This window comes from Marinobacter sp. UBA3607 (assembly GCF_002375525.1).
GTDB lineage: Bacteria > Pseudomonadota > Gammaproteobacteria > Pseudomonadales > Oleiphilaceae > Marinobacter > Marinobacter vinifirmus.
In genome coordinates this window covers 19235-41935 of sequence record NZ_DFLY01000035.1, presented here as the reverse complement: position 1 = coordinate 41935, position 22701 = coordinate 19235, and the positions used below count along the sequence as shown (strand labels likewise).

Genomic DNA, 22701 nt, shown 5'->3' with positions numbered 1-22701 from the left:
GTTGGGCTGGCGTCCGTCAGCCCAACCTTATTTCCCTCCGTTGAGTACCCGGTAACAACCGTAACCGATCACCACCCCCCAGAAAGCCGACGACAGTCCGAACAGCGATAACCCGGACGCCGTTACCAGAAAGGTAATCAGCGATGCCTCCCGGTGGCTGACCTCCTCCAGTGCCGCAAACAGATTGTTGGCAATGGCACCCAGCAGTGCCAGGCCCGCCAGAACTGCAACAAAGGCCGAAGGTAACGAGGTGAACAAGGCGACGATGGTGCCGGCAAAGACCGCTCCCACCAGATAGAACACACCATTAAATACACCGGCCACATAACGCTTGTCCGGATTTTCGTGGGCATCCTCGCTCGTGCAGATAGCCGCCGTAATCGCCGCCACCACTGTGGTAATGCCCCCAAATAGCGCCATGGGCAGGGACACCAGGCTGGCGACCGCAATCACCGGTTTGGCTTTCACCCGATAGCCGGCACCCCGGAGAATCGCCATGCCGGGCAGGAACTGGCCTGTCAGGCTGACCAGCACCAGGGGAATGGCCAGGCTCAGGGTAGCGCCGAAGCTCCATTCCGGCGTGATGAACTTCGGCACCGCCAAGCCCAGGCTAACGCCGGCCAGCGACGCATCTTCCAGCACCACCGCCAGGATGACCCCGGCAAACAGCAAAAGCACCAGGGTGTATTTGGGGGTAAAGCGACGGAAGGCCACATAGGCGACCAGCATGCCGATGGCCAGTGCCGGCGTGGTTTCAATGGCAGCGAAAGCCCCGAGACCGAACTGAAACAGGATCCCCGCCATCATGCCCGCTGCCACCCCCTTGGGGACGGCACGCACAAAGGCATCAAAGGTACCCGAAACACCAATGAAAAAGATAATCAGCGCGGAGGTGATGTAAGCACCTGCCGCTTCGTTGAGGGATAGCTCCGGAAACAGTACCACCAATAAGGCCGTGCCCGGCGCCGACCAGGCAGTCACCACCGGCGCACGCAGCCAGATCGACAGTAAGATTCCTGAAACCGCCGCCCCCATGGAGATGGCCCAGACCCAGGAGGTCATCATCTCCGGCGATACATCCGCCGCCGCCCCGGCCTGGAAGAAAATCGCCAATGGCCCGGCATAGGACACCAGTACCGCCAGAAACCCTGCGGCAACCGCAGACACAGACAAGTCCCGAAACAGCTGGGGCATATTCAGCTCCTTGTTATTAAGTTCTGTTTGAGCCATGTAACAGCAAAAAAGCCCCGGTCACTGTGGTGCCGGGGCAAAGAGGGGTCCGAATGACTGACTGTCTCCCTCAGGTCACATCAACGCTGATTTCTTAATTACTGGTTGCCAGGCTCACCTCTGCGTTCTCACGCGCTGGCGCCGAGGCGAACCTCCGGCCCACCAGGGCAATGGCAACAGTGGCAATGGCACCGGGTATAGCCAGGGCGAGGAAGTTCATGTGGTGCGGCAAGGCCAGGGCCAGCAAGGTACCACCAATAATTGGTCCGACAATGGCTCCATTACGGCCGATGCCCGATGCCCAGCCCAACCCGGTTGAGCGAATATTCGTCGGGTAATACTGGGCCACGTAAGCGTACAGCAAAATCTGGGAGCCAATGGTGGTCGCGCCGGCAATGCCCATCAGGGTATACAGGAACCACATCGGGCTCTCGTAGCCCAGCATTACCAGTGATACCGATGCCAGAATAAAGAAAGTAACCAGCACCGTGCGCAGCGACAACCGGTCTGCCAGCCAGCCGCCACCAACCGCACCGAAAATCGCACCAATATTCAGAACCATCAAAAACATCAGGCTGGAGCTCAGCTCATAGCCGGCCAGGGACATCAGCTTGGGCAACCAGGAGCCCAGGGCATAGACCATCAACAGACAGCAGAAGAAGGCAATCCAGAACATCGCGGTGCTGAAGGCACGGCCGCCCCGGAACAATTCCAGAACCGGCGCCTTGCTCACGGTAGTCAGCGGCACAGAGAGTGTATCCATCTCGCTGATCTGGCGCACCGGTGCCACTTTCTGCAGAATGCTACGGGCCTCCCCTTCGCGCTTCTGCGCCATCAGAAACGCCACAGACTCCGGCAGGAACTTCATTATCAGCGGCAACATCAGCAGCGGGACGACTGCAAGGTAGAACATGATTTCCCAACCGAAGTTAGGAACAATCCAGATACCCAGGCCAGCCGACATCATGCCGCCCACCGCGTAACCGGAAAACATCAGGGCAACCAGGGTGCTGCGGCTTTTCTGGGGTGAATACTCGCTCATCAGCGAGACCACGTTGGGCATAACCCCGCCAATGCCGAGGCCGGCAATAAAGCGCAGAATGCCGAACTGCCAAGGCGTGGTGGCAAAGCCGTTAATCACGGTGGTGAGGCTGAACAGCACCACACACATCAGGATGGTTTTCTTGCGCCCGAGCCGGTCGGACAACATGCCGAAGCCCATAGCACCGAACATCATCCCGAACAGGGCACTGCTACCCAGAAGTCCGGCCACGTACGGGCTCAGGTTCCACTGCTCCATCAGCAGCGGCAGTACCACCCCGTAGATCACCAGGTCATAACCATCAAAGATGATGATCAGGGTGCACCAGAACAGCACTTGCCAGTGGAACCTGGTGAAGGTGGCATTATCAATAACGTCATTGATGTCTATGTTTCTCATCGTTTTCTCCATGTCTTGTTTTTGTTGGAGGCTGGATTGAATGCCCGTCAGCCGCAGTCGCCCCCGGCCACGGGCAGGATGGTTCCGGTGATGTAATTGGCAGCATCAGAAGCAAGGAACAGGATTGGCTGCGCCTGCTCATCGAGGGTGCCGTAGCGGTGCATGAAGCTGGTGGCGTTGGTCTGGTCGATCAGGGTCTGATACCAGGCCTGTTCCCGCTCGCCCTGCTGCTCGGTGTTGCGGGGCGTCAGTCGGGGCGGTGCTTCAGTCCCACCCGGGGCTGTAGCGTTCACGCGAATTCCGTGCTCGGCGTATTCAAAAGCCAGGTTTACGGTCATGGCGTTGACCCCGCCCTTGGCGGCGCCGTAGGGCACCCGCATCAGACCACGGGTCGCCACAGACGAGACGTTCACAATGGCACCGCCCTTCTGTTCCACCATGTAAGGCAGCACCGCCCGGCAGCACCACAGGGTCGGGAACAACGAGCGCTGGATTTCCTTCTGGATCTGTTCCGGCTGGTAATGCTCGAACGGCTGGGCCCAGATGGTGCCGCCCACGTTGTTGACCAGGATGTCGATGCGGCCATACTGCTCATGGGCCTTGGCCATCACCATTTCCGCACCTTCCCAAGTTTCCAGGTTGGCCTGCACGGCCAGGGCTTCAGAGCCCTGGTCGCGCAACTCGGCGGCAACGCCCTGCACGTAGTCCGCGATGTCCACCAGTACCAGGCGGGCACCTTCGGCGGCGGCCAGTTCGGCCACTCGCCGGCCAATGCCCTGGGCAGCACCGGTGACCACCACCACCTTGCCGGTGAAACGCGGGGTCATGCCACTTTCTCCTCAACGGCGGATACGCTCGGGGTGAACTTCTCGTAGTGGAAGGAGTTGGGCTCAATGCCCTGCTCCCGGAAGTAACCCAGTACCGCGTCGACCATCGGAGGCGGCCCGCACAGATACACGTCTACATCACCGTCGTTGATGGGCGCATCTTCCATGTGGTTGGTAACATAGCCCTTGCGGGGATGGGTGCTTTCGTCGCTGGCCACTACCGTCTTGAAGCTGAAGTTTTCAATCTCTTCGGCAAACTTTTCGAGGGCTTCCAGCCCCACCAGGTCGTCGTCGTTGGTCACGCCGTAGATCATGTGAGTGGGCTGGTCGCAGCCTTTTTCCTTCAGGCTTTCGAGCATGGCCAGGAACGGAGCCAGGCCGGTACCACCGGCCAGCATCAGCACGGGGCGCTGAACCGGGCGCAGGTAGAACACACCCATGGGGCCGGTCAGGGTCACCTTGTCGCCGGTCTTGGCCTTGCCCACCAGCCAGGAGCTCATCAGGCCACCGGGCACGTTGCGGATCAGGAAGCTCAGCTCGCGGCTGCCCGGGAGGGAGCTGAACGAGTAAGCACGGGTTTCCTCGGTGCCGGGCACCTGGATGTTCACGTACTGGCCCGGCAGGAAACCGATGTCGGCGTCTGCAGTAACCTTGAGTTCGATGGCGGTGGGGGAAATCAGGTTGACCTCACCCACGGTGCCGGTCACGGCCTCGTTACCGGCCTTGCTGCACAGGGACGCGGCCGCCGGAATCTCGACCACACAGTCGCTGGAGGGCACCATCTGGCAGGTCAGCACCATGCCCTGTTCGGCTTCCTCGTCAGACAGTGCCTCGTCGATGTACTCGTCGCCCATGTCGAACTCGCCCTGGTGGCAGGAACCCTTACAGGTTCCGCAGACACCGTCGGAGCAGTCCATTGGCAGGTTGATCTGGGCCCGGTAGGCGGCGTCTAGAACGGTTTCACCTTCGTTGCAGGTGATCACCCGGGTAACGCCGTCTTCAAAATTAAGCGCGATGTTGTAACTCATGATGATGCTCTCCCCATCAATTACAGGTGATAGATATCAATCACCTGATTGATGTAATCGTTGCTCAGAACCACCTTCTTCTCGGTAATCAGCGGCTGCTCGCCGCTGCAGTCCAGGGTGTAGAAAGACACGCCGAAGAAGGACTGGGTCGTGTGATAACGGTGGCTGTTGGTCTGCCAGTTGAACCGAAGCTTCACGGTGTCACCGTCCCGCTCCAGGATTTCCAGGTTGCTGGTCAGGTGCACGGTGCGCGGCTCGGGAATAGAGCTGGCACCGGAGCGCTCGGTCTTCAACCGGTATACGCGATCTTCCAGACCGTTGCGGTTCGGGTAGTAGATCAGTGAAATCTCGGTCTGCGGATCTTCGGTCAGCTCGTTGTCATCGTCCCAGGCCGGCATCCAGTAGGTGACGTCCTCGTGGTAGCACTTCAGCCACTCATCCCACTGCCGATCATCCAGCAGGCGGGCTTCCCGGTAGACAAAGGCCTGGATCTGCTCGTATGACATGCTCATGCGGAAGCCTCCTCGGTCAGGGAAATAAAGCGGGCGCGCTCGGTATCAATCGCCTTGGTCATCTCTTCCACCCAATGCTGGTGGTGCGTCACGTACAGGCCTTCATCTTCTGGCTTGGCGCCACTGAGGATTGGCTTCAGATTGATACCCTTGGCCCAGTCGTCCGCGCCTTCAATCCAGTGCTGGGCGCCACGGCTCATGTCGTTCCATTTGGTACCCTTGGCGTAGTAGCCCTGCTGGCAAGCGCGGAACTCTTCCAGGTCATCCGGCGTGCCCATGCCGGACACGTTGAAGAAGTCTTCGTACTGGCGGATGCGCTTGGCGCGGTTTTCGGCGGATTCACCCTTGGGTGCCCAGCAGTAGATGGTGATCTCGGTCTTGTTGACGTCGATCGGGCGCAGCACCCGGATCTGGGTGGAGAACTGGTCCATCAGGTACACGTTCGGATACAGGCACAGATTCTTGGTGGTGCGCACGATAAAGTCGGCCTTCGCCTCACCTACTTCCTTTTCCAGGCGCTCCAGCTGGTTATAGACCGGGCGCACTTCCGGGTTCGTCAGGCGGGTCCACAGCATCATGTGGCCGTTCTCGAAGGAGTAGAAACCGCCTTCATTGGACCAGCTCTTGGCGTCTACCGCCTCGGTGCCGCCTTTCTCGTAGTTACGCTGTCCCATGGTGGACAGGTAGTTCCAGTGCACGGTGCTGACGTGGTAGCCGTCTGCGCCGTTCTCTGCGGTCAGCTTCCAGTTGCCTTCGTAGGTGTAGGTAGAGGCACCACGCAGGATCTCCAGGCCTTCCGGCGCCTGGTCCACAATGGCATCGATCACCTTGGTGGTTTCGCCCAGGTACTCTTCCAACGGCAACACGTCAGAGTTGAGGCTGCCGAACAGGAAGCCGCGGTAGTTTTCGAACTTCGGCAGCTGTTTCAGGTCGTGGGAACCGTCAACGTTGAAGCTGTCCGGGTAACCGCCCTTCTTCTGATCCTTGGCCTTCAGCAGCTTGCCGTCGTTCTTGAAGGTCCAGCCGTGGAACGGGCAGGTGAAGGAAGTCTTGTTACCGCGCTTCTTGCGGCACAGGGTCGCGCCGCGGTGGGTACAGGTGTTCAGAATCGCCTTGAGCTCGCCATCCTTGGTCCGGGTGATGATCACCGGCTGACGCCCCACCGTGGTGGTGTAGTAGTCGCCCGGATTCTCGATCTGGCTCTCGTGTGCCAGGAAAATCCAGTTGCCTTCGAAGATGTGTTTCATCTCCAGCTCAAACAGCTCTTCGTCGGTGAAGATGCTGCGGTCACAGCGGTAGTGACCGGTTTGTGCATCGGCTTCCACCGCGTTGCGGATCGTTTTCTCAAGTCGGTCGAGTTGGCGAGTCATGTTCGTCACTCCATTTTGTTGTTGTGAAAACCGTTTTTCGGGCGTGAGGGCCCCCTGGCCGGCCTGAATGGACAGGCCGGTCGGATCACAAGAACGTCGGGATTAAAGGGTTGAAATCAGGCCGCTTCGCCTTCCAGGGCGCGCTTGCGCTCGTGGCGACTTTGCAGCTCAGGTTTGTCGGTAGCGACCAGCTGGATGTTGAATCCCACTTCGGTGAACGGCTTGTTCAAACCGAATTGCTCAGCCTTGGCAGGATCCTCAATGCGATTGGCTTCAACCACCAGCTCTTCACGGGTGGCGAATGCAAAGTCATCGTAGGTGTACTCATCACCGGCCAGGTTGATCTGGGTAGTCAGGTGCTTGTAACCGGGTTTGGAGACAAAGAAGTGGATATGCGCCGGACGGTTACCGTGACGACCCAGCAAGTTCAGCAGCGCCTGGGTAGAACCCTCGGGCGGGCAACCATAACCCGCCGGAATGATCGACTGGGCAGTATAGCGACCGTTTTCATCAGTCTTGATGCGGCGACGCAGGTTGTAGTCGCTCTGGGACTGGTCAAAGTAAGAGTAGTTGCCCATGGTGTTGGCGTGCCAAACATCAACCACGGCGTTAGCAACCGGCTGACCGTTCTCGTCCGTCACCTGACCGGTCAGGATCATGGTCTCGGCGGTTTCGTCAGAACCATCGTCCATGCGGGCAAAGCCTTCGCTCATAGGGGCACCGGCTACATACAGCGGGCCTTCAATGGTGCGCGGCGTACCACCAGCCAGGCCGGCTTGCTCGTCCTCGGCATCCATCCGGATGTCCAGGTACTTGTCCATTCCCAGGCCAGGCGCCAGCAGTGCGGCTTCGCCGTTCTTGCCCAGGTCGCCAACGTAGTAAACGGCCTGCCAGAACTCTTCCGCTGTCACATCAAAGTCTTCAACGAGCTGGAAAATATCGTGCATCAGGCGATGAACAATTTTCTTTACGCGCTCGTTTCCACCTTCCTGGTTGAAGCCGGCCACTTTCTCCAGCAGGTTCTTCACTTCCGCAGTTTGCATGGTCTTGACGGTCATGATTGTTCTCCTCGGTTACTGTTATTTTTGTTGCTCGTATCAGTTCATCAGTTGGCAACAAGGTGTGTGATTAACGGTCATCCTCATGGATCGAAGACGGGTGCCGGCACAAGGGTGCGACAGTGATGTCCATATAAGGGAACAACGGCAGGTTGCTGATCAGGTCTTGCAGCTCGGCGTTATCTGCTACGTCAAAAATGCTGACGTTGGCGTAGCTGCCAGCTACCCGCCACAGGTGACGCCACTTGCCTTGTTCTTGCAGGTCCTGGGCGTAGGCTTTCTCCCTGGACTTGATGTCTGCAGCTACTTCAGCGGGCATGTCGTGGGGGATATTTACCTTCATTTCGACTTTGAACAGCATGTGCTTTCCTCCGTTTACTGAATCTTTGGCGTATCAGGCTTTACGGCGATACCGGGCCAGCTTGTCTTCATCAATTTCCACACCCAGGCCTGGGCCCTGAGGCAAGTCGACACCGTTGTTCTGGAAATTCAGTGGCGTGACTACAATGTCGTCTTTCATCAGAAGGGGGCCGAACATCTCGCTACCCCAATGCAGTGTTTCCAGGGTCGACCAGGCATGCAGGGAAGCGACAGTGCCGATGGTGCCTTCAAGCAGAGTGCCACCATAAAGGCCAATACCCGCTGCCTGAGCCACCGCAGCCTGCTGCAGAGCCTTTACCGGACCACCCGCCTTGGCGATTTTCATGGCCACGGCACCTGAGAAGCCGGCGGCCGCCAGGCTGTACATATCCTTGGCATCGGCCACGGCCTCGTCGGCCAGAATGGGCAGATGGAATTTTTCGGATAGACGCACCAGTGCGGCGTGATCCTTCATCGGGGTGGGCTGTTCCACCAGGTCAATACCGGCAGCCTGCAACTCGGCCATGCCTTTTGCTGCGGTCGCTTCATCCCAGGCCTGGTTCACATCCACACGAACGCTCGCACTGTCACCCACGGCTTGTTTGATGGCCGCCACATGGCGAACGTCATCCATTACCGGGCGGGAACCAATCTTGAGTTTGAAGTCGCAGTGACGACGGGTTTCGATCAGGCCCAGAGCTTCCTCGATATCTTTGTCGGTATCGCCACTGGCAAGGGTCCACAGCACCGGAATATGCTGGTGCAAGGCACCGCCGAGCAGGTCGGATACCGGAAGGTTCAGACGCTTGCCCTGAAGGTCCAGCAGCGCGGTCTCGATAGCGGACTTGGCGAGGTTGTTGCCACGAGTGGAGCGGTCTAACATTACCCTCAGGGTATTGATGTTGCTGGCTGGCTGATGAATCAGTTGCGGTTTAAAATAGGTATCAATGGTAAGCTTCACGCTTTCGGGGCTTTCCGGGCCGTAGGCCAGGCCACCGATAGTGGTTGCCTCGCCGAGGCCTTCCAGGCCATCAGAATCCTTCACACGCACAATCACCATGGTCTGAACCCCCATGGTTGTCATAGATAGCTTGTGCGGGCGAATGGTCGGGATCTCGACCAGGATCGCTTCGATGGACTGAATGGTGGCTGACATGGCTGCTCCGAATCGCAAGGTAAAAATCCTGTGATTCGAACAGTACGAAGTTTCACTAACGTGAACCAATATTGATTAAGTAATAACCGATACCCTGGAGGTATGGATGGAGCTGAGACACTTGCGGTACTTCGTCGCGGTGGCCGAGGCCGGCAACTTGACCCGCGCTGCCGAAAAACTGTTTATCGCCCAGCCGCCCCTGACCCGGGCCATCAAACAGCTGGAGGAGGAAGTGGGCGTAGAATTGTTCATTCGTAAACCACGAGGCCTGGAACTGACCACTGGGGGGGAGTACTTTCTGGAGCAGGCCAAGCAGGTACTGGACAAAGTAAATGCCACCGTAGACGACACCCGCCGGATTGCCCAGCATCGGAAAACCCTGTTCTCGATCGGCTTCGTGCCTTCAGTGTTTTACGGCCAGCTGCCACTGATGGTGCGCCGACTGCGCCAGAACAAAAACCTGGAAATTGTGCTGCATGAGCTGAAAACCCGGGAGCAGGTGGAAGCCCTGAAAGCTGGCAAGATCGATATCGGCTTTGGCCGGCTCCACATTCAGGATCCGGACGTAGATCAGGAACTTCTGTTTGACGAGCCAATGGTTGCTGCCGTCCCTGCTAACCATCCGCTCACCCGGCATCCACCTTCTATGAAAGAGCTCTCGGAGGTGCCCATGGTTACCTTTCCAGCCGGCGCCGGGCCCAACTTCTCCGATATTACCCAGGGCCTTTTTCACCGTCGGGGCTTGAAAGTCCACGTAATCCAGCAGGTGAACGATGTGCAGACCGCATTGTCGCTGGTGGCGTCCGACATGGGCTTTACCCTGGTACCGGAGCAGGTTCGCCGGCTGCACCGTGAAGGGGTCGACTATATGCCACTGGAGGATGACAACATCACCACCCCTGTTATTGCCTCCCGCCGCAGGGGCGAGAACCCAAATGCGGTGATGCGCCTGACCAATACCATTCTGGCAGAGCTGGTGGAGAACCGGCTGACCGGTCGTTATCCGTGAGTGCTAACGGGCGGCCTGGCGAATCTTCTCCGCAACATCCTGAAGGCGTGGCAGGTAGGCGTTCATCAGGGTATCCATATCCACCCGTGCTGCGTTGGTACTGATGTTCAGGGCACCCAGCAACTCGCCACTGCCAGCGAATGCTGGCACTGCAACCGAGCGCAATCCCTGATCCAGCTCCTGGTCAACCATTGCATAGCCCTGCTCGCGAACCTTATCTATTTCGTTCCGAAGCGCCTGTTTGTCGGTAATGGAAAACTCGGTAAATGGCTCGAGCCTGACCCTGTCGAGATACGCCTTCAATTCATTATCCGGCAACTGAGCCAACAGCACCCGCCCCATCGAGGTATAGGCCGCAGGCAAGCGCGTGCCTACAGACAGGGTAATGGCCATCAACCGGTGGCGGGCTGCAGAGCGCACCACGTAAACCACGTCATCACCGTCCAGCACGGCCAGCGAAGACGACTCCCCGAGTTCAGCTGTGACGTCTTCAAGGTACTGCTGAATAACAGCCCGGTACTGGTTCGACGCCTGGTAGACATAACCCAGCTGAAGCACCCGCGGGGTCAGCTCAAACTGTCGGCCGGCTCGCTTCACAAAGCCCAATGCATGCAGTGTCAGCAGGAAGCGACGGGCCTTGGCCCGGTCCATATCGGTACGCGCCGCCACTTCGCTCAGGGTCATTCTTGGATGCTCCCCGTCAAAAGCCTGCAACACCTCCAGCCCCGAAGCCAACGCTCCCACGTAATCCCGATCACCGGGCTTGAGAATCTGCTCGTCCATTCTGACTCCTTAAGTACCGTTACTGGCCTTAGTTTCGCACGCCCACAGCGTGTTCGCACAACGAACAACTGTACATTTTGCCTTGTGAACAAAATTTGTACTTGACGACCCAAAACCAATCGCGCCATCATGTTCGCATATTAAACTTATGTTCGTACAGCGAACTCATCACAAAAGTGACACAGGAGGCATTGCGATGGCCGAGTTTCTTCCCCTCAAGGAAGCGGTGAGCAAGTACATCAACAGCGGTGATACCGTGGCGATGGAAGGCTTCACCCACCTGATCCCGTTTGCTGCGGGCCATGAAATCATCCGTCAGGAAAAGCGGGATCTGACCCTGATCCGCATGACCCCGGACCTGGTGTATGACCAGATGATCGGTGCCGGCTGTGCCAAAAAACTGATCTTCTCCTGGGGCGGCAACCCGGGTGTGGGCTCCCTGCACCGCCTGCGGGATGCTGTTGAAAAGGGCTGGCCGAACCAGCTGGAGATTCTCGAACACAGCCACGCGGCCATGGCCAACGCCTATGAAGCTGGTGCGGCCGGCCTGCCGCTGGCAGTTCTGCGCGGATATGTAGGCAGCGATCTGCCGAAAGTAAATGACCAGATCAAGTTCATCGAATGCCCGTTCACCGGTGAGCGCCTGGCGGCCGTGCCGTCGATTCGCCCGGACGTGGCGGTAATCCATGCCCAGCGGGCCGACCGCAAGGGCAATGTGCTGATTGAAGGCATCGTCGGTATCCAGAAAGAAGTGGTACTGGCCGCCAAGCGCAGCATTGTCACCGTCGAGGAAATCGTGGATGACCTGGGCGCATCGGTTAATGCCTGCGTGCTGCCGTCCTGGGCGATCACTGCAATTGCCGAAGCCCCGAAAGGCGCCAAGCCCTCGTACGCACTGGGCTACTACGACCGTGACAACGCCTTCTATAAGGACTGGGACGGCATTGCCCGCGACCGCGAGACCTTCCAGACCTGGCTGCAAGAAAACGTATTCGAGAAAGGAGCCGCGTGATGAGCCTTGAATTCACATCTTCAGAAATGATGAGCGTTACCGCTGCCCGTGCGCTGACCAACGACATGACTTGCTTCGTGGGTATCGGCCTGCCCAGTGAGGCCGCCAACCTGGCTCGCCTGACCCACGCTCCGGATGTCACCCTGATCTACGAATCCGGCACCCTGCAAACCAAGCCGGACGTGCTGCCACTGTCCATCGGCGACGGCGAGCTGTGCGAATCGGCCTTGACCACGGTTTCCGTGCCTGAGATGTTCCGCTACTGGCTGCAGGGCGGCCACATCAGCGTTGGCTTCCTGGGCACCGCCCAGATCGACCGTTACGCCAACCTGAACACCACCCTGATCGGCGATTACCGCGAGCCGAAAGTTCGCCTGCCCGGCGGTGGCGGCGCCCCGGAAATTGCCACCAACGCGAAGGAAGTGTTCATTACCGTGAAGCACTCCAGGCGCACCTTCGTGAAGGATGTGGACTTCGTGACCACCGTCGGCTTCGGCCGTGACGGCAAGGCCCGGGACAACGTACCGAACATTGGCCGTGGCCCCACGGTGGTCATTACCGACCTGTGCATCCTCAAGCCGGATCCGGAGACTAAGGAGCTCGTGGTCACCTCCCTGCACCCGAACGTGACCCGGGAAGACGTGATCGAGGCGACCGGCTGGGACATCCGCTTCGCCGAGCAGCTGGAAACCACCCCGGCGCCGACCGCCGAGGAACTCAAAGTGCTGCGGGACCTGAAAACCCGCACCAATGCCCATCATTCCGGCCAACAGTGAGGTCCACCATGACTGACGTATTCATTTGCCATCCCCGCCGCTCCGCCATCGGCCGTTTCGGCGGCACCCTGGCCAGTGTGCGCCCGGACGACCTTGCCGCCCATATTTTCAAGGCCGTGCTGGAGCAGGCGGCGGAACTGGACCCGGCCGCCATCGACGAAGTAATGATGGGCAGCGCCAACCAGGCCGGTGAAGACAACCGCAACGTAGCGCGTATGTCTGCGCTGCTGGCGGGCTTGCCCACTTCCGTGCCCGGCACCACCCTCAACCGGCTGTGCGGATCCGGCATGGACGCCGTGGGCACTGCCTTCCGCGCCATCCGCGCCGGTGAAATGGACCTGGTACTGGCCGGCGGCGTGGAATCCATGTCCCGCGCGCCCTACGTGATGGGCAAGGCTGACTCCGCGTTCTCCCGCGGCCAGAAGGTCGAAGACACCACCATCGGCTGGCGCTTTGTGAATCCGCTGATGAAAAAGCAGTACGGCGTCGATTCAATGCCGGAAACGGCGGAGAACGTGGCCGAGCAGTACAAGGTGTCGCGGGAAGATCAGGACCTGTTCGCCTTCCGCTCCCAGCAGAAAACCGCTCGGGCACAGCAGGAAGGTGTATTTGCCGAAGAGATCGTGCCGGTGTCCATTCCGCGCCGCAAACAAGACCCGCTGGTGTTCGACACCGACGAACATCCCCGCGCCAGTACCCTGGAGAAACTCGCGGCCCTGCCAGCTCCATTCCGTGAAAACGGCAGTGTGACCGCCGGCAACGCTTCGGGCGTCAACGACGGCGCCGCCGCGATGCTGGTGGCCAGCGAAGCAGCAGTCAAACAGCACGGGCTGAAGCCTATGGCGAAAATTCTGGGCATGGCGACCGCTGGCGTAGAACCGAGGATCATGGGTATTGGCCCTGTCCCGGCTGTCCAGAAGCTGCTGAAAAAACAGGGCATCAGCATCGATGATATCGACGTGATTGAGCTCAACGAAGCCTTCGCCGCCCAGGGCCTGGCTGTGCTGCGGGAGCTGGGCGTTGCCGATGACGACCCCCGGGTGAACCCGAACGGTGGTGCCATTGCCCTAGGCCACCCACTGGGCATGTCCGGCGCGCGCCTGCTGCAGACTGCGGCACACCAACTGCAGCGCACTGGCGGCCGCTACGCCCTGTGCACCATGTGTGTGGGCGTGGGTCAGGGTATTGCTACACTGATTGAACGGGTCTGATCGGACCCATTCTGAGGAGACAACATGGCTTTTCTGAATCACAACGGCCGCACCATCTGCTATCGCCTGCTGGGCGACAGCCAAAAGCCGTTATTGATGCTGGCACACCCTCTGGGCATGACCCAGGGGGTTTGGGACGACATGCTGCCCACGCTGTTACCAAAGTTCCGGGTTCTGACCTGGGACCTGCCCGGGCACGGTGCAAGTGGCGCCTGGCCCGAAACGGCCGGAGAGATCACCCCGGAAGATCTGGCACAGGAAGCCCTGGCACTGGCGAAAGAAGCCGGGGTATCCAGCTTTCATTTTGCCGGCACCTCTATCGGCGGGGTAATCGGTCAGCAGCTGATTGCCGCCCATAGCGAGCAGCTTGAAACTGCCACACTGACCAACACCGGCGCCATCATTGGCACCGAGGAGGCCTGGAGCCTGCGTGCGGCCAACGTTCGAGAGAAAGGCCTGGTGGCGATGGCCGGCGAAATCGTACCCCGCTGGTTCGGCCCAAATGCCTGTCAGGAACAGCCTGCGCTTCTGGACGGCTGGAAAGTGATCATGGGACGGGGCGACGCCAACAGCTATGCACTGCTGTGCGAAATGCTGGGCAAAGCGGACTTCCGGGAAAAGCTGCACGGACACAAGGTACCGTTACTGCTGATCGGTGGCTCCGAAGACCTGGCAACACCACCAGAGTCCCTGAAAGCACTGGCACAGTTCAGTGGCGCTTCGGACCCGGTTATTCTGGATGGGATCGGGCACGTACCTTCCGTTGAATGCCCTCAGACCCTGGCCTCGCAACTCCTGCAAAGCCTGAGTTAACCGGGAGCGGGCAAACACCCGCGCCCCGGCAACTCGTTGATTCACTTCTGGCCAGCAATGATCAGAAGTGAATCACCGACCGGATGCTCTTACCCTCGTGCATCAGGTCAAACGCCTTGTTGATGTCTTCCAGTTTCATCTCGTGGGTGATGAACACATCCAGCGGGATTTCACCTTTTTCGGCTTTTTCCACGTAAGACGGCAGCTCGGTGCGGCCTTTCACGCCACCGAAGGCGGAACCGCGCCATACCCGGCCGGTTACCAGCTGGAACGGGCGGGTACTGATCTCTTCACCGGCACCGGCCACGCCGATGATGGTGCTTTCACCCCAGCCCTTATGGCAGGCTTCCAGCGCCGCACGCATCAGCTTCACATTGCCCACACACTCAAAGGTGTAGTCGGCACCGCCATCGGTCATCTCGATGATGACTTCCTGGATCGGCTTGTCGTAATCGTTCGGGTTAACCACATCGGTAGCACCCAGCTGTTTGGCGATGTCGAACTTGCCCGGGTTGATGTCGACGGCAATGATGCGACCAGCCTTGGCCATGGTCGCACCGATGATGGCTGCCAGGCCGATGCCACCCAGACCAAAGATAGCCACAGTCGCACCTTCCTCAACCTTGGCGGTGTTCAGTACCGCACCGATGCCGGTGGTTACGCCACAACCCAGCAGGCACACCTTGTCCAGGGGCGCTTCCTTGGGGATCTTGGCCAGGGAGATTTCCGGCAGCACGGTGTATTCAGAGAAGGTGGAGCAGCCCATGTAGTGGTACAGCGGCTGGCCCTTGTAGGAGAAGCGGGAGGTGCCGTCCGGCATCACACCCTTGCCCTGGGTTTCACGCACAGCGCCACACAGGTTGGTCTTGCCGGAGGTGCAGAATTTACACTTGCCGCACTCGGCGGTGTACAGCGGAATCACGTGGTCGCCCACTTCCAGGCCGGTTACACCCGGGCCCACGGCTTCGACAATGCCGCCACCCTCGTGGCCCAGAATGGTCGGAAACAGGCCCTCGGGGTCAGCGCCGGACAGGGTGTAGGCATCGGTATGGCACACACCGGTTGCCACGATCTTCACCAGCACTTCGCCTTCCTTGGGTGGTGCCACATCCACTTCAACAATTTCCAGCGGTTTATTGGCTTCAAATGCCACAGCTGCGCGGGATTTGATCACGTTCAGTCTCCTCGTTTCCGTTTGGTCGGGTCAGGCTTGCGGGATACACTCTTAACTTTAACACGCCTGCCGGCTGCAGGCTTTCCCGCGCTGCAATCTCATACGCAGGCGCGGGCGTATAGATTCCCGAACTGTCAGAAAGGGCCCTTCAGGTGCGCACACTCTACTGGTTTACCCGCGATCTTCGCATGCACGACAACGCTGCCCTGCTGGCCGCCGGCCGCTCAGACATGCTGCTGTGCGTGTACGTGGTAGAGCCCCGCTGGTTCCAACCCGGGCCGCTCGGGCTCAGCGCCATGGGCGAACACCGCTGGCGTTTCCTGTGGCAAAGCCTGATGACCCTGGAACGCAATCTCCGGCCCCTTGGCCAGCGCCTCCACATCGCGTTTGGGGAGCCGGAAAACGTGCTTCCCGAACTGGTACAACAACACCAGGTCAACCAGGTAATCCGCACCCGGCAGCCAGGCACAGAAGAAGCTAGTCAATGGCAGGGCCTTCAGGAGAAGCTGCCGGATGTGCACTTCCAGCAATTTGAAACCCTGAGCCTGTTCACTGAAAAATCCCTGCCCATGGACCTGGCCGACTTACCCCACACCTTCTCCCAGTTCCGCAAGCTGGTGGAGAAACAGGGTGACCGCTGCACCGACCGGCTACGTATCCGCACCATGACGGCCCTGCCGCCGCCTCCGGGATTTGCGAAGGACAACCGGGGCGATTGCCCACCGATTACCGAACCGGAACACGATGCCGGCTTCCGGGGTGGTGAAGAAGCCGGGCTGCGGCAATTGCGGGAATACCTGTTTGTCAGCCATGGCATAGCCCGCTACAAGGAAACCCGCAACGCACTGGATGATCCGCTGGCGTCATCCCGCCTGTCACCCTGGCTGGCCAACGGCTGCCTGTCGGTGCGCGAGGTGACCGGCATGATTGACGAATACGAGCAGTCCGAAACCAGCAACGACTCCACCTACTGGCTGTGGTTCGAGCTTCTGTGGCGGGAATACTTCTACTGGTACGCCATGAAGCACGGCCGGTGGCTGTTCCTGCGAGATGGCGTACAACAGCAAAGCCGCGACAACGCCTTCAATCGGCCAGATTTCGAGAGCTGGTGCCGGGGCACCACACCCTACCCGCTGGTCAACGCCGCCATGAACCAGCTCCGGCTCACAGGTTATATCAGTAACCGGGCTCGGCAACTGGTGGCCAGTTGCCTGGTCAATGAACTGGCCCAGGACTGGCGTTACGGCGCCACCTGGTTTGAGCAGCAATTGGTGGACTACGATGTCGCCAGTAACTACGGCAACTGGCAGTACCTCGCCGGCGTGGGCGCAGACCCCCGTGGATTGCGCCAGTTTAATCTGGACAAGCAAGCCAGCCAGTACGATCCTGAAGGGCATTTCGTGGCACGCTGGCAAGGCGAAGCCTGAATAACATGCAGGGCTGGTAACAACCCTGCCACCCAGGGCCTCAAGGGAGCCAGCCTGGCGAAGCGGATTTTTGTCGGCTGACGGGTTATCTTAGGCGCACCAACGTTTAGTAAGGTAAGAGTGTATGGCGTGGATTACAGATAAAACGGCTAAGCATCAGCTGGACAAGGAAGCCAGCCAGGTTCAGAAAGAGGACCTGCAATCCCTGCTGGAGCGACAGAAAGCCATCCAAGACAAAGTGAAAAACAGCGGCAAGCTCAAGCGCTTTGGCACCGACATCCACCTGATGTTCTCGCTGATCCGGGACTACTGGCGCGGCGACTACCGGGCCATTCCCTGGAAATCCATTGCCGCCATCGCAGGCGCCCTGCTGTACGTGATGAACCCGCTGGACCTGATTCCGGACCTCATTTTCGGCTTTGGCCTGCTGGATGATGCCGGCGTGGTTGCCCTGTGCCTGAAACTGGTGGAATCCGACCTGCACAAGTACGCGGCCTGGAAAGACCTCAAGGAAACCTGAGTAACGGCACTCAGGCTTCCGACACCTCCGGCTGCGGGCCCCGACGGCTGGCCCGCCATTCCCGGAACTGCTCCACCCAGGACAACAGTGCCGGAATCACCAGCAACACCAGGAAGGTCGCCAACCCCAGGCCAAAGGCGATGGATGTCGCCATCGGAATCAGGAACTGGGCCTGCAGGGAGGTTTCAAACAGCAAGGGCAACAGGCCGCCGATGGTGGTCAGGGAAGTCAGCAACACTGCCCGCACCCGCTGCACCGCCGCTTCGTTCAGGGCATCGGTAATGCCCAGGCCCTTCTGTCGCTGCTGGTTGTAGAAAGCCACCAGGATAATCGCGTTGTTGACCACGATACCGGACAGGCCGAACAGGCCAAACAACGACAGAATCGTCAGCTGAAGCCCCATGATCCAGTGCCCCAACAGGGCACCCACCAGGGCGAACGGGATGATGGCCATCACAATCAGCGGCAGACTCCAGGACGCAAACACCCAGGCCAGCACCACGTACATCAGCGCAACACCGATCACCAGGCCGGTTTTCATGTCGTCCATGGTTTCGCGCTGGTCAGCGGAACGGCCTTCGAAGCTGTAACGCACACCATAACGGCTGGCAATATCCGGCAGCGCGCCGGCCTGCAGGCTCTCGATAACCTGGTCGGTCGTGGCCACCCGGGTATTGAGTGCCGACGTCACTTCCACCGCCAGCTTGCCATCGGCGTGGCGCAGAGCCTGGAAGCCCTGACGGTGATCCAGGTTCATCACCTGGGCCAGAGGCACAAACCGGCCGTCGGGCAGGCGCACGGTCATGCGCTCGAGGGTGGAATACTGTTCCCGCTGATCCCGGGGCAGCTGCACCCGCACTTCCACTTCGTCCCGGCCATCCTGGTAGATCTGGGCGATCCGGCCGTCAAAGGCCGCCCGCAACTGCCGGCCAAGGTCCACCGTGGTCAGGCCCAGGGCCTCACCAAACGGGCTCACCTGGTAGATCAGTTGTTCCCGGCCCCAGGGCATGTCGTCTTCCACATCCAGCACCCCGGGCAGGGTGCTCAGGGCCTGAGCCACTTCGTCAGCGGCCCGTTTCAGGTTTTCTGCGTTATCGCCGCTCAGGCGTACGTTCACATCCCGCCCCGGAGGCCCGGCCTGGCGTTCATTGATGTTCAGGGCATCCAGCCCGGCGGGCAGCGCCATGCGGCTGCGCCATTCCCGCATAAACTCCGGGTTACGAACATCCCGCCGGTCCGACGGCACCAGCTCCACCAGCATGGAGCCCAGTTCGTCATCGTTACGGGAGCTGCCTTCAGCACCCTGGGTGGCCCCGAAGGTGGTTACCGCATGGCGGATCAGGTTACCGCCCAGGGCCTGTTCGGTTTCGTTCAGGGTCTGCTGCATCTGGCGCATGAAATCTTCCACGGTGCCTTTGTCCGTGCCGGCCACAAAGCTGGCATTGGCATAGAACACGGAAGGCTCCGGTGTGGGGAAGAAGTTAAAGCCCAGGCGGCCGCCGGCCAACAGGCCCACCGTCACAATCGCCAGGGCCAGGGCGCTGGCCACGGTAGCGCCGCGGTGTTTCAGGCTGTACCGGGAAAACCGGCGGAACGGGCCTTCCCGGAAACGATCAAAGCTCTGCTCAAAACGATCCCGGAACCGGCTTACCGGGTTGCCGCGTGGGCGAGCGCCCTGCTCCGGTAGCTTGTCGCCCTTGTCCTTGACCACAAAGGCATGGCGCAGGTGAGCCGGCAGTACCACAAAGCATTCCAGCAGCGACGCCACCAGAACACAGATCATCACCAGCGGAATATCGCCCAGAATGTTGCCGATAATACCGCCCACCACCAGCAGCGGCATAAACGCAGCCACCGTGGTCAGGGACGAGGCCAGCACCGGCCACACCATGCGCTTGGCGGCGCCTTCGGCGGCGTAGATGGATTGCTCTCCCATGCGGGCATGGGCGTCGGCATCCTCGCCCACCACGATGGCGTCATCCACAATCACCCCCAGAGCCATGATCAGGGCAAACAGCGACATCATGTTGATAGAGCCACCCAACAGCCACAGCACCGCCAGCGCGGCCATAAAGGCGGTGGGAATGCCGATGGCCACCCAGGCCGCCACCCGCCCGGGCAGAAACAGGTACAGCAGGGCGATCACCAACACCAGGCCGCTTAGGCCATTGTTCACCAGCAGGGAAATCCGGTCTTCCAGCAGCTGCCAGGTTTCGTCATACACCTGCATTTTGATGGTGGGTGGTAATACCGGGCGGGTGTCTTCCAGCCAGCTTTCCAGCACCCGGGCCGCCGCCAGCGAATTGCCGTTCTCCGCCCGCTGCAATTGCAGCTCCACCGCCGGCAGGCCTTCGTTTTCCATCACCGTCTGGTTGTCCCGGGCTTCCTGGCGAATGATGGCGATATCACCCAGCTGCAAGCGAATGCGGTCTCCGCTGAGTACCGGAATCGTTTCAAAAGCCTGGGGGCTGCGACGCTGCTCTACCGAACGTAATTCCCGGGTGGCGTCCTGCTGGGCCATCATGCCGGCGGGCAAATCCCGGGACAGGGAAGCAACGCGGTCAGCAATCTGCTCCAGCGACAGCCCCAGGGTTTCCAGCCGTTCTACCGACACATCCACGCTGACCTGCTGTTCTGGCAGACCACGGATATTGATGCGGTCAATACCCCGCTCCAGCAGCTCGTCTTCAAACCGGTACACCAGCTGGCGCAGCTCGCTGCGGTCCACCTCGCCGTATACCAGTAGCCGGGCCACCGGTTCATACCGCTCCACCCGGGCTACCTGAGGTTCCTCGGCGTCGCCGGGCAGGTTGTTGAATTCATCCACCTGCTGGCGTACATCGTCCACCGCCTGGATCGGGTCGGTGCCTTCATGGAATTCCAGGCTGATGGAGGACACCCCCTGGGCGGAGGTGGACGTCATCTTTTTCAGGCCATCGACACTGCGCAGGCGCTGCTCCAGCGGGTCGGTAATACCGCGCTCCACGTCTTCTGCAGAGGCACCGCTCCAGACCACCCGCACGCTGACCACATCCAGGGCAAAGGTGGGGAAAAACTGGATATTCATCCGGGTCAGCGCCAGTGCGCCACCCAGCAACATCACCAGCATCACCAGGTTGCCGGCAACCCGGTGATGAACAAAGAAACCGATTACGCCCTGCTTTCGCTTCACTGGGCAGGCTCCCCGTCAGCATCTGCCAGTTCGACTTTCAGGCCGGTCACAGCATTGGGCAGGTGGGTGGTGATCAGGCGGGCACCGGGGGTGAGCTGCTCTCCGGCAATCAGCAACCGGCGTTCGCCGTTTTCACTGCGGGCCTCGCCGATGCGTTCTACTTCAACCCGCTGCATTCGGCCATCATCGGTCATCAGGTAAACACTGTCTGCGCCATACAGGGCGCTGAACGGCACGTCCACCGCCTGTTGCCGGGCGGGTCGTTCAAGGGTCAGGGGCAGCAACGCCCCGGGCCGCAGGCCACCGGGTTCGCCCTGCAGTTCCAGCACGGCTTCGGTACCGGCCGGGGCTGACAGGCCGGCAAAGCGGGCCAGGACGAATTCATGGCCATTATCTGAAATCGCGGTCAGGGTTTGCCCCTGCCCGAGCGCGGTGATCAGTTCGTTCTGGAATACCTGGGGCACCCGGGCCCGCACTTCCAGGCCCCGGGTGGGATACACCGTCAGAAGAGGCTCGTTGCGGGATACCTGATCGCCTACGGCCACCTCAATACCGGTCACCACACCGTCAAACGGTGCCACCACCCTGGCCCGGTCGACATCCCGTTCCGTCGCGGAAAGATTAGCCCGGGCCTGGGCCAGTTTGGCCTCGAGGCTTTGCAGGCGGGCGGGATGCTCCTGGATAGCCCGCTGCCGGGTGCTGACCGTCAGTTCGGCACGGGCCAGGGCATCGGTTGCTCCCTCAAGGTTTTCCCGGGAGGCCAGGTTGCGCCCCACCAGCGACTCAATACGCTCAAACTGGCGCCGGGCATTGGCAACAATGGCCTGCTCACTTTTCAGGGCTTCCTGGTCGTTGCGGTAGCGCACCTGTTCGGAGCTTATCTGGGCATCCAGGTCATCCACCTGGGCCCGGGCCTGGGCCAATGCCGGGCCGATGTCCGCTTCGTCCAGCGCCAGCAGCAAATCGCCCTGCTTCACGCTCAGCCCTTCAGACGCCGGGCGCTCCGCCACCCGACCCGCCAGCGTGGCAGTGATGGTTTGCTGGTCCGGTGCAAGTACCTCGCCATACAGGGGCAATACCGGCACCTGGCTGCCCGGTGTAATGGCTTGCACCTCAACACGCCAGCTGCGTTCCGTGGCCGTAACCTCCGCCGGTTCGGGACGGGTGGCTTTCAGGGCAATAAAAACCAGTACACCGACAGCCAGGATGATCAGGGGTAACAGACGTTTAAACATAGCCAGGTTTCTTGTTCCGGTTGGCAGGGTCGCGTTAACGCGCTAAAACTACTATACAATTTTCAGGGCGGATCCGATTGACCGCACCCTGCGACAAATTCACACAGGCCCCTTCTTGACCAGGAAGCCCGCTCAATGCCGAGCACCCACGACACACTGCTGAACGTTGTCCTGCTCAGCTGCGCCCTGGTGTGCATTGTGGTGTTTATCCATAACGAAACCTTGCTGCGCCTGAGCACCATGCTCGGCAAAATGAGAAAGAGCCACCATTTCCGCCTGATTGTGGCGGTATTGGGGTGCCTGATTTCCCACGCACTGCAGGTATGGGTGTTCGCCACCACATTCTGGTTCATGCACCACGCCGACGGCTGGGGCCTGCTGACCGGTAACTTCTCGGGCAGCCTGCTCGATTGCGTCTACTTTTCCTTCAGCACCTTCACCACGCTGGGCTACGGCGACATTGTGCCCCTCGGCCAGCTGCGCTACCTGACAGGCATTGAGGGACTTACCGGGTTTCTGCTGCTGACCTGGAGCGCCTCATTCCTGTTCCTGGAAATGCAGCGCTACTGGCCCGCCCGCTAGCGGCT

21 protein-coding genes are annotated in these 22701 nt (G+C 60.0%); 8 read left to right on the top strand and 13 right to left on the bottom strand.

From position 1 onward, the window contains the following. Window positions 1-27: 27 nt before the first annotated feature. The 9 genes from B2589_RS13645 to B2589_RS13605 form a co-directional block, all read right to left on the bottom strand. Entirely contained in the window at window positions 28-1194 is a 1167-nt protein-coding gene (locus B2589_RS13645; protein WP_286816961.1) for a benzoate/H(+) symporter BenE family transporter, read from the bottom strand. A gap of 130 nt (window positions 1195-1324) precedes the next feature. Beyond that, the gene (locus B2589_RS13640; protein ID WP_286816960.1) at window positions 1325-2671 is read right to left on the bottom strand and encodes an MFS transporter; all 1347 of its coding nucleotides are present in this window, start codon (window positions 2669-2671) and stop codon (window positions 1325-1327) included. 47 nt (window positions 2672-2718) lie between these two features. Next, a complete protein-coding gene (gene benD, locus B2589_RS13635; protein ID WP_286816959.1) occupies window positions 2719-3498 on the bottom strand; it encodes a benzoate diol dehydrogenase BenD in 780 nt (259 codons plus the stop codon). Next, window positions 3495-4526, bottom strand: a complete 1032-nt coding sequence (gene benC / locus B2589_RS13630; RefSeq protein WP_286816958.1) for a benzoate 1,2-dioxygenase electron transfer component BenC — start codon at window positions 4524-4526, stop codon at window positions 3495-3497. Before benC ends, benD begins: the two co-directional genes overlap by 4 nt. Before the next feature lie 20 nt (window positions 4527-4546). Beyond that, the gene (gene benB / locus B2589_RS13625) at window positions 4547-5038 is read right to left on the bottom strand and encodes a benzoate 1,2-dioxygenase small subunit (protein ID WP_232901696.1); all 492 of its coding nucleotides are present in this window, start codon (window positions 5036-5038) and stop codon (window positions 4547-4549) included. Continuing rightward, a complete protein-coding gene (locus B2589_RS13620; protein ID WP_286816957.1) occupies window positions 5035-6408 on the bottom strand; it encodes a Rieske 2Fe-2S domain-containing protein in 1374 nt (457 codons plus the stop codon). Before B2589_RS13620 ends, benB begins: the two co-directional genes overlap by 4 nt. A gap of 116 nt (window positions 6409-6524) precedes the next feature. Continuing rightward, the gene (gene catA / locus B2589_RS13615) at window positions 6525-7466 is read right to left on the bottom strand and encodes a catechol 1,2-dioxygenase (RefSeq protein ID WP_286816956.1); all 942 of its coding nucleotides are present in this window, start codon (window positions 7464-7466) and stop codon (window positions 6525-6527) included. Window positions 7467-7536: 70 nt separating this feature from the next. Then, window positions 7537-7827, bottom strand: a complete 291-nt coding sequence (catC, locus tag B2589_RS13610; protein ID WP_286816955.1) for a muconolactone Delta-isomerase — start codon at window positions 7825-7827, stop codon at window positions 7537-7539. A gap of 33 nt (window positions 7828-7860) precedes the next feature. Next, a complete protein-coding gene (locus B2589_RS13605) occupies window positions 7861-8982 on the bottom strand; it encodes a muconate/chloromuconate family cycloisomerase (RefSeq protein ID WP_286816954.1) in 1122 nt (373 codons plus the stop codon). 106 nt (window positions 8983-9088) lie between these two features. Here B2589_RS13605 and B2589_RS13600 point away from each other — a divergent pair, with 106 nt between their 5' ends. Continuing rightward, complete coding sequence (locus B2589_RS13600) at window positions 9089-9991, top strand: LysR family transcriptional regulator (RefSeq protein WP_286816953.1); 903 nt, start codon at window positions 9089-9091, stop codon at window positions 9989-9991. 3 nt (window positions 9992-9994) lie between these two features. Here the strand turns inward: B2589_RS13600 and B2589_RS13595 are convergent, their stop codons facing one another. After that, window positions 9995-10774 (bottom strand): IclR family transcriptional regulator domain-containing protein, encoded by a 780-nt coding sequence (locus B2589_RS13595; protein WP_286816952.1) that lies wholly within the window; start codon window positions 10772-10774, stop codon window positions 9995-9997. Between the two features lie 196 nt (window positions 10775-10970). Here B2589_RS13595 and B2589_RS13590 point away from each other — a divergent pair, with 196 nt between their 5' ends. From B2589_RS13590 to B2589_RS13575, 4 genes are read left to right on the top strand one after another with little or no spacing between them, the layout of a single operon-like run. Next, window positions 10971-11786, top strand: coding sequence for a CoA transferase subunit A (locus B2589_RS13590; protein ID WP_286816951.1), 816 nt, complete (start codon window positions 10971-10973; stop codon window positions 11784-11786). Further along, window positions 11786-12562 (top strand): CoA-transferase subunit beta, encoded by a 777-nt coding sequence (locus B2589_RS13585; RefSeq protein ID WP_022990599.1) that lies wholly within the window; start codon window positions 11786-11788, stop codon window positions 12560-12562. The genes B2589_RS13590 and B2589_RS13585 overlap by 1 nt, the downstream gene beginning before the upstream one ends. Window positions 12563-12570: 8 nt before the next feature. Continuing rightward, the gene (gene pcaF, locus B2589_RS13580) at window positions 12571-13773 is read left to right on the top strand and encodes a 3-oxoadipyl-CoA thiolase (RefSeq protein WP_286816950.1); all 1203 of its coding nucleotides are present in this window, start codon (window positions 12571-12573) and stop codon (window positions 13771-13773) included. Window positions 13774-13797: 24 nt separating this feature from the next. Next, on the top strand, window positions 13798-14586 hold the full coding sequence (locus B2589_RS13575; protein ID WP_022990597.1) for an alpha/beta fold hydrolase: 789 nt from the start codon (window positions 13798-13800) through the stop codon (window positions 14584-14586). 61 nt (window positions 14587-14647) lie between these two features. Here B2589_RS13575 and B2589_RS13570 read toward each other — a convergent pair whose 3' ends face one another. Beyond that, a complete protein-coding gene (locus B2589_RS13570; RefSeq protein ID WP_094624449.1) occupies window positions 14648-15760 on the bottom strand; it encodes an S-(hydroxymethyl)glutathione dehydrogenase/class III alcohol dehydrogenase in 1113 nt (370 codons plus the stop codon). A gap of 152 nt (window positions 15761-15912) precedes the next feature. Between B2589_RS13570 and B2589_RS13565 the strand changes: the two genes are divergently transcribed. Both B2589_RS13565 and B2589_RS13560 read left to right on the top strand, forming a co-directional pair. Beyond that, the gene (locus B2589_RS13565) at window positions 15913-17187 is read left to right on the top strand and encodes a DASH family cryptochrome (protein WP_286816949.1); all 1275 of its coding nucleotides are present in this window, start codon (window positions 15913-15915) and stop codon (window positions 17185-17187) included. A gap of 124 nt (window positions 17188-17311) precedes the next feature. Next, window positions 17312-17707 carry a YkvA family protein gene (locus B2589_RS13560; RefSeq protein WP_286816948.1) on the top strand — a complete coding sequence of 132 codons (396 nt, stop codon included), beginning with the start codon at window positions 17312-17314 and terminating at the stop codon, window positions 17705-17707. Window positions 17708-17717: 10 nt separating this feature from the next. Here the strand turns inward: B2589_RS13560 and B2589_RS13555 are convergent, their stop codons facing one another. Then, window positions 17718-20879 carry an efflux RND transporter permease subunit gene (locus B2589_RS13555; RefSeq protein ID WP_286816947.1) on the bottom strand — a complete coding sequence of 1054 codons (3162 nt, stop codon included), beginning with the start codon at window positions 20877-20879 and terminating at the stop codon, window positions 17718-17720. Next, complete coding sequence (locus B2589_RS13550) at window positions 20876-22114, bottom strand: efflux RND transporter periplasmic adaptor subunit (protein ID WP_286816946.1); 1239 nt, start codon at window positions 22112-22114, stop codon at window positions 20876-20878. The genes B2589_RS13555 and B2589_RS13550 overlap by 4 nt, the downstream gene beginning before the upstream one ends. Window positions 22115-22249: 135 nt before the next feature. On the opposite strand from B2589_RS13550, the gene B2589_RS13545 reads away from it, so the two are divergent. Continuing rightward, window positions 22250-22696 (top strand): potassium channel family protein, encoded by a 447-nt coding sequence (locus tag B2589_RS13545; RefSeq protein WP_286816945.1) that lies wholly within the window; start codon window positions 22250-22252, stop codon window positions 22694-22696. The last annotated feature ends 5 nt before the right edge of the window (window positions 22697-22701 follow it).